The organism is Mucilaginibacter sp. P4_E8 (genome assembly GCF_056401495.1).
Genome location: NZ_JBFUJG010000205.1, coordinates 1 through 6,692, shown reverse-complemented (window position 1 = coordinate 6,692; position 6,692 = coordinate 1). Strand labels below are relative to the sequence as shown.

At 39.9% G+C, this 6,692-nt stretch carries 7 protein-coding genes; 6 read left to right on the top strand and 1 reads right to left on the bottom strand.

All coding sequences use genetic code 11. The features are described from left to right. Positions 1-61: 61 nt before the first annotated feature. Positions 62-1,225, bottom strand: coding sequence for a putative sensor domain DACNV-containing protein (locus AC1DRQ_RS28660; RefSeq protein WP_477429117.1), 1,164 nt, complete (start codon positions 1,223-1,225; stop codon positions 62-64). A 188-nt stretch (positions 1,226-1,413) separates the two neighbouring features. Here AC1DRQ_RS28660 and AC1DRQ_RS28655 point away from each other — a divergent pair, with 188 nt between their 5' ends. The 6 genes from AC1DRQ_RS28655 to AC1DRQ_RS28630 form a co-directional block, all read left to right on the top strand. Next, a complete protein-coding gene (locus AC1DRQ_RS28655) occupies positions 1,414-1,998 on the top strand; it encodes a Crp/Fnr family transcriptional regulator (protein ID WP_429392899.1) in 585 nt (194 codons plus the stop codon). Between the two features lie 47 nt (positions 1,999-2,045). Further along, the gene (locus AC1DRQ_RS28650; protein WP_477429114.1) at positions 2,046-3,221 is read left to right on the top strand and encodes an MFS transporter; all 1,176 of its coding nucleotides are present in this window, start codon (positions 2,046-2,048) and stop codon (positions 3,219-3,221) included. Between the two features lie 114 nt (positions 3,222-3,335). Then, the gene (locus AC1DRQ_RS28645; protein ID WP_477429112.1) at positions 3,336-4,199 is read left to right on the top strand and encodes an SDR family oxidoreductase; all 864 of its coding nucleotides are present in this window, start codon (positions 3,336-3,338) and stop codon (positions 4,197-4,199) included. A 117-nt stretch (positions 4,200-4,316) separates the two neighbouring features. Beyond that, positions 4,317-4,835, top strand: a complete 519-nt coding sequence (locus AC1DRQ_RS28640; RefSeq protein ID WP_477429110.1) for a DinB family protein — start codon at positions 4,317-4,319, stop codon at positions 4,833-4,835. A gap of 189 nt (positions 4,836-5,024) precedes the next feature. Beyond that, positions 5,025-5,642 carry a TetR/AcrR family transcriptional regulator gene (locus AC1DRQ_RS28635; RefSeq protein ID WP_429392888.1) on the top strand — a complete coding sequence of 206 codons (618 nt, stop codon included), beginning with the start codon at positions 5,025-5,027 and terminating at the stop codon, positions 5,640-5,642. A gap of 306 nt (positions 5,643-5,948) precedes the next feature. Then, the coding region (locus tag AC1DRQ_RS28630; RefSeq protein WP_477429108.1) for an efflux RND transporter periplasmic adaptor subunit at positions 5,949-6,692 on the top strand (744 nt) is incomplete at its 3' end.

Below are 6,692 nucleotides of genomic sequence, written 5' to 3'. Positions count from 1 at the left end.
TGCCCACCATGCTTCGACAGGCTCAGCATGACAGCTTTATTTTGAATCTATATATGTGAGGTCACAATAACAAAATATCTATCTGATGCGCATGAACCATATTTACAATCGGAGACCATGCAAATACCGTAAATCGGCCATCCTGCGAAGCTACCAATGCAATAGCATCCTGTTGATCAAACACAAACTGAGCAGCTGCCAGGTGCCGTGTGCCACCGTTTTGAGCCGGGTGTATTACTTTGGTTGAACAGCCAACCACAGGTTCAGTAACGATGATCTCTTCAACCCGTGCGCTTTTTGATGAGCGGCCAATTTTGGCTCCAAAAGCCAACAGCTCGTGCTTATCATTTATTACCGTTGCACCATCAATAGATGTTAAACCGCCAATGGTATCTACGGCCCTGCGCAGTTTTTCCTGCCACGAGGTATGGTATTTTTCAATCCCCTCATGTATCATCAGATCAGTAAGACCTGAAAATGCCGGGGATACAGGATAGGAGATAGGTGTAATGATAGATTCCATCCACTCTTCATTACCTGTGGGCACAACCAGTAATATGCCCCCGCGTTTGTGGGCCTGCATGGAGGCCGCCAATTGTACCAGTACGTTTACAGGGTCGTTCCAGGATGAGGGCAGGGTAAAATCAAGCATAGAGGTAAGTATTGTAGGGCAGTCTGAAAGGGTTGAACCCTGCTCATCCACTACTTTTATATCATCACCTTTTAAAATGGCAATGTTCACAAATTTGCCAAATCCATCAACCCGGCGATGTTTTACAACCAGCAGGCCTGGTTCAATTACCTCTAATACAAAACAATAGGCCGGTATTGCCAGGGTGGTTCCCCATACATAAAGTTCGCCATCCTCAATCCACACACCCAGGTGTATCCCCGGTTGCTGAACAGCAGAAGCAAATTTTGTTAAAATATTTGGTGCAAGCGATATTTTATGACCAAACAGCAATGGTTGTCCGGCACTTTCAGGAGGCAGAAAAGCAAGTGTAAATTTTGGTGAATATCCCTCTTCACGGCGCAAACTGGCCCAAAAGGCAATGTCAATTATCGTTTCAATTATATTAATATCGGGTGTAGGGGCAGCAAGATCGGCGTCATCTCCGGCAGCATTTACTTGCGAGTGAAAATACTTAAAATGCCGCTCTATTGATGGAGCCACAACCCGGGCAGCTTTATAAGTAGGTTCAGATGTTGTGCTGCTGGTTTTCATTTTTTAATGAGTAGGTTTTAAGCGTAAATTGCTTTGTTTATTTAATTTATGTTCTCAAAAATAATGCTTATTAACTATGGGCACAAACAAATGGCTCAAAATTGCAATTGCCGGATAATTCTGCTTTGATAAAATTATATCTTTATTTTTGATTGACTGCATTACCGCTAATGCTGAAATTAACTACAATGTACAATATACTTTTACAATATATTATTGATTATTCATCGTTGCCAGTATCTGACGAGGACTTTAAGCGGATACAGGATGCCTTTAAACCTAAAAAACTGCGAAAAAGACAATACCTTTTACAGGAGGGAGATGTATGCAAATATCTTTCATTTATTACAAAAGGCGCGTTGCGTCAATATTCGGTAGATCATAAAGGCATTGAACACATCGTAAGATTTGGTATTGAACGATGGTGGGTGGCCGACTATGAGAGTTTTACCACACAGCAACCAGGTACCTATAATATTGACGCATTGGAAGATTCTGAATTATTACAAATTACCAGCGCGCACCTGGAAGAACTTAAAAGAACAGTTCCGGCTGTTGATGCTACCATGAAAAAGATAGATCAACGCAGCTATATCTCACATCAAAAAAGGATTCGCTCGGCCATTAGCCAAACTGCCGAAGATCGTTATAATGAACTGATGAATAATTATCCGGAATTGGTTCAGCGTTTTCCTCAAAATATGATCGCTTCTTATCTGGGTATTTCCCCGGAAACTTTAAGCCGTATCCGTAAACAGATTGTTTCAAAGTAGGGTTTTACACTTATAAATTATCCATACTTTTGCACTTTAAAATAAGTATGGATCAGGTAACGGCTCCCGGGAAATTAAAATTACGAATTGCCTGCGGAGTATTCTTTTTTATTTCGGGTTTTGGATACTCATCCTGGGCCTCACGTATCCCATCAATACAACAGCAATTACATTTAAATGAGGGGCAGTTAGGAGCGGTATTATTTGCCTTGCCAATAGGCTTAATGCTCACTATCCCTTTAACCGCTAAAATGCTTAAGCATTTTAGCAGCAGGAGCATAATGCTTGTGGGAGCTATTGCTTTTAATCTTTTATTGTGTGTACCCGGTTTTACAGCATATATGTGGCAACTGGTTGTACTACTCTTTTTCTTCGGATCGGCCCGTAATATATTTAATCTGTCTGTAAATGCGCAAGCGGTAAGTGTGCAGTCGTTTTACGACAAATCTATCATGGTTACCTTTCACGGCATCTGGAGTATGGCTGGCTTTGCGGGTGCCGCGGTAGGTTATTTAATGGTATCATATAATGTTGCTCCATCTTATCATTTATTGTTTGTGGGGATAGGCATGATCATTATAACAGTCATCTTTTATCCATATGCTTATCATGAAAAGCCAGTTGTTCAGGCTAACAGATCTGTTTTTTCGTTACCTGATAAACACCTGCTAAAATTTTCTTTGATCTGTTTTGCTTCTATGGCCTGCGAAAATACCATGTACGACTGGAGCGGGATTTATTTTCAAAAGGTGCTGCATGCTTCAAAGCCGGCCGCAACAGCGGCCTTTGTGGTTTACATGGTAGCCATGACCATTGGGCGGTTTACAGGCGATAAATTGGTTGCATCGGCAGGGATAAAGAAAGTGTTGAGTTTTAGCGGTATTTTGATCCTGACAGGCCTGTTGTTTTCGGTAACATTGCCCTATACCTATACCGTTTATTTAGGGTATGCTATGGTGGGTTTGGGCGTATCATGTGTAGTGCCCTTAGTTTTCAGCATGGCCGGTAAATCGCAAAGTATGAATACCGGGCAGGCGCTGGCTGCAATATCTACAGTAGGTTATCTCGGGTTTTTAATAATACCACCGGCTGTTGGTTTTATAGCTCAGGCGGCTGGCCTGCGTTGGGCGTTTGGTATTGTTGCGGGTTTTGGGGCACTTATTATTTTAATGGTATCTAAAATTTCGGAAGCAAAACCAGAAGTTTTGCCGCAAAACTTATAATTATTCTATTTATTGTAAAAGGCTTGACAAATGTCAATGCAATTTTCTGCCTTATGTCATTTGGCAGGTTTTGTGGTCACCGCACCTTTGTTATGTAAATAAATACATAACAAAATGAAAAAGATAATTTTTATAACCGGCACAAGCACCGGTTTTGGTAAATTAATGACTCAAACTTTATCAAAAGAAGGTCACACCGTAATTGCTGCAATGCGTGGCGTAAATGGTAAAAATCAGGCAGCGGCCCAGGAACTTGCTGCATTGCTCGGTGTCGATGTGGTTGAGCTGGATGTAACCAGCGATACATCTGTAAATGAAGCTATAGCACAAAGCCTGGCCAAACATGGCCGTATAGATGTATTGGTTAATAATGCCGGTGTAGCAGGTTTTGGTTTAACCGAAGCTTATACACTTGACCAGGTAAAACGCTTGTTCGATGTTAATTTTTATGGGGTGCTGCGTACCTATAACGCGGTATTGCCATCTATGCGGGCAAATAAAAATGGCCTGATCGTCAACATTTCAACAGGTGCCAGTGGCTTTACAATGCCTTTTATGGTGCCTTACATGGCTTCAAAATTCGCGATGGAATCTTTAACAGAAGGCATCCAGCAGGAATTAAAAGCTTATGGTATCGAAAACGTATCCATTCAAAGTGGTGTATACCCAACCGAAATGAATAACGGTAGCAAAACTGGTTTTAATGCTGATAAAGAAGATATTATTGCTGCTTATGGTGATGGTGCCACCAATGCTTTTAATAAGATGGGTACAGCTTTATTTGGCAAGATGGCTGAATTTAAAATGGACCCGCAAACTATTGCCGATGGGGTTCTTGAATTGATCAATAAAGAAAAGGGAACCCGCCCGCTGCGTTTCCCGCTCGATGCAATTGCTTTGGGTGCTGATCATGAATTTGTAAAATCACGTGCAGATATCAAAGATAAGTGGTTAAAGAATTACGGATTTACTTTATAAGTAATACCTTGGTGCCATAATAATATATTACATAAAACATATTACATAGAATGTCATGCCGAACTTGTTTCGGTGTGACTTCAGATTTATAAAGTCATAAAAAATCAAAACCAAATCATGGAAACTCAACCGGAAATAAATGCCCAACCAACCGAACTTTTTATTAAAATAGCTGTATCCAATTGGGAATTACAGAACACAAGACTAAACGGTTTGTTAAATAAACTGACTGATGAAAAATTGCTTTCTGAAACAGCGCCGGGCCGTAATAGCGGCCTTTATTTATTAGGGCACCTTACAGCGGTTAGCGACGGCATGTTCACATTTCTGGAATTGGACGAAAGGCTTTATCCGCAGTTAGATCATATTTTTGTGAAAAACCCGGAGACATCCGAAATTGAAAAACCTTCAATTACCGAGGTAAAAGAATATTGGAATAAGGTAAATACGCTGCTTAAACAAAAAATGGATGCGATGCAGCCTGCTGATTGGTTTACCAAACATAGCGCCATATCTGCAGAGGATTTTGAAAAGGAACCACACCGCAACAAGCTTAATATACTCATCAATCGTACCAATCATCAGAGCTATCATATGGGGCAGTTGATCTATTTGATAGAAAAAGCCTCCGTTTAAACATCTTTTACCTGACATTAAGATGAAATGAATTTGACAAAGCGATGGTAAATAAAATTCAAATCCTGTATACTTTTGCCTAACGCTGTTAAATAAATTAATGAGTGTTAAAACCGGGTGATAAAATTTGTTCCCGGTTATTTTTGAAAAATCATTTAACGCTGTTAAATAATTTAATTACATAAAAAAGTGGCAAGTAAAGAACGAATACAACGCTTAAAAGATGAAACCAGGATAAACATCCTGGAGGCATCACTCCAGATTGTGAAAGAGGAGGGATGGCAGTCTTTAAGTATGCGTAAAATTGCCGATGTAATTGAATACACCGCGCCTATCATATATGAATATTTTGCAAATAAAGAAGCTATACTGCTTGAGCTTACCCGAAAAGGATATTTAATTTTATCCAGAGATTTGCAGGAAGCCCGTGGTAAGCATCGCCTTCCCGCTAAGCAGTTGGAAGCTATGTGGCTGGCTTATTGGAATTTTGCCTTTGATAACAAAGAGCTTTACCAGCTGATGTTTGGAGTAGAGATGAATTGTTGCTGTGACCTTGTAGAAACCCTGCCTGAGTCAGAAAACCCATCCACACTGTTTAGCGAAGTAATAATTGAGCTAATGGATATAGAAAATCCATCCAAAGATTTGATCTGTTTAAAATATTATACTTTTTGGTCGGTTGTTCATGGTCTTATTTCTATCAATATTCTCAGAAGGGGTTATTCTGATGAGGTAAACCGCCAGGTGTTAAAAGATGCCATTGGCAGTATAATCAGATCTATTGAGAGAGAGAAAGAAAAGGTGTAATTTTTTAATCTATAAATAACAGTGTTAAATAATTTAACACTGTTAAATGAAAMTTCTAAGCATCTACGTAATAATAAAATATAAATAAAATGGACATTAACTTTTACCTACTACTAATCAGCGGTGTTAAAAATATTAACACCGCTAAATCAAAGCAATCATGTAAAGAGAGTTAGCTACGCTAACGCATTTGTAAGTGATTGCAAAATATAACTAAGAATATAACTCAATCAACATATACATCTACCAGCCTTTGGGCTGGGTTTTTAACACCCTATCATTTATCATCATTAAAATTAATCATTCATGAAAAGTATCATTTTAGCGCTCATCGCCCTCTCATTATATGGTTGCTCTTCAGCGCCGCAAACACAGCAAGCTCCGCCGCCACCATCATTACCTGTAGCAACCATTGCTTCAGGAACAGAAACCACTTACCAGGAATATCCTGCATCAATAGAAGGTACTGTTAATGTAGAAATACGCCCGCAGGTAAGCGGAACTTTAGATAAAGTTTTTGTTGACGAAGGCGCCTTTGTAAACGCAGGTCAGCCAATTTTCAAGATCAACGAACAGCCGTACCGTGCAGCTTTAAACAACGCGCTGGCGAACTTGCATTCCGCTGAAGCATCACAAATAAATGCACAGCTGGAAATTGATAAGCTTACCCCGCTTGTTCAAAATAAGGTAGTATCTGAGTACCAGTTAAAAACCGCCAAAGCTGCTTACCAGGTTGCTACAGCCAATATTGAATCGGCAAAAGCAAACGTATCAACAGCACAGATCAATGTGGGGTATACCCTGATCAAAGCCCCTGTAAGTGGTTACATTGGTCGTTTAGAAAAGAAACAAGGTAGTTTAGTTGGCCCACAAGATGCCACCTCACTTACTCAATTATCAGATGTACATGATGTACACGTTTATTTTGCTTTAGGCGAAAAGGACTTTGTAAACTTTAAAGAACAATATCCTGGTCAAACCCTAACGGATAAATTGAAACAACTGCCATCAGTATCATTATTACTGGCAGATGGTACCGAGTACACCACC

Excerpts from the sequence above, each read along its gene's own strand:
- AC1DRQ_RS28660 (WP_477429117.1), bottom strand. The coding sequence starts at position 1,225 with ATGAAAACCAGCAGCACAACATCTGAACCTACTTATAAAGCTGCCCGG.
- AC1DRQ_RS28655 (WP_429392899.1), top strand. The coding sequence starts at position 1,414 with ATGTACAATATACTTTTACAATATATTATTGATTATTCATCGTTGCCA.
- AC1DRQ_RS28650 (WP_477429114.1), top strand. The coding sequence starts at position 2,046 with ATGGATCAGGTAACGGCTCCCGGGAAATTAAAATTACGAATTGCCTGC.
- AC1DRQ_RS28645 (WP_477429112.1), top strand. The coding sequence starts at position 3,336 with ATGAAAAAGATAATTTTTATAACCGGCACAAGCACCGGTTTTGGTAAA.
- AC1DRQ_RS28640 (WP_477429110.1), top strand. The coding sequence starts at position 4,317 with ATGGAAACTCAACCGGAAATAAATGCCCAACCAACCGAACTTTTTATT.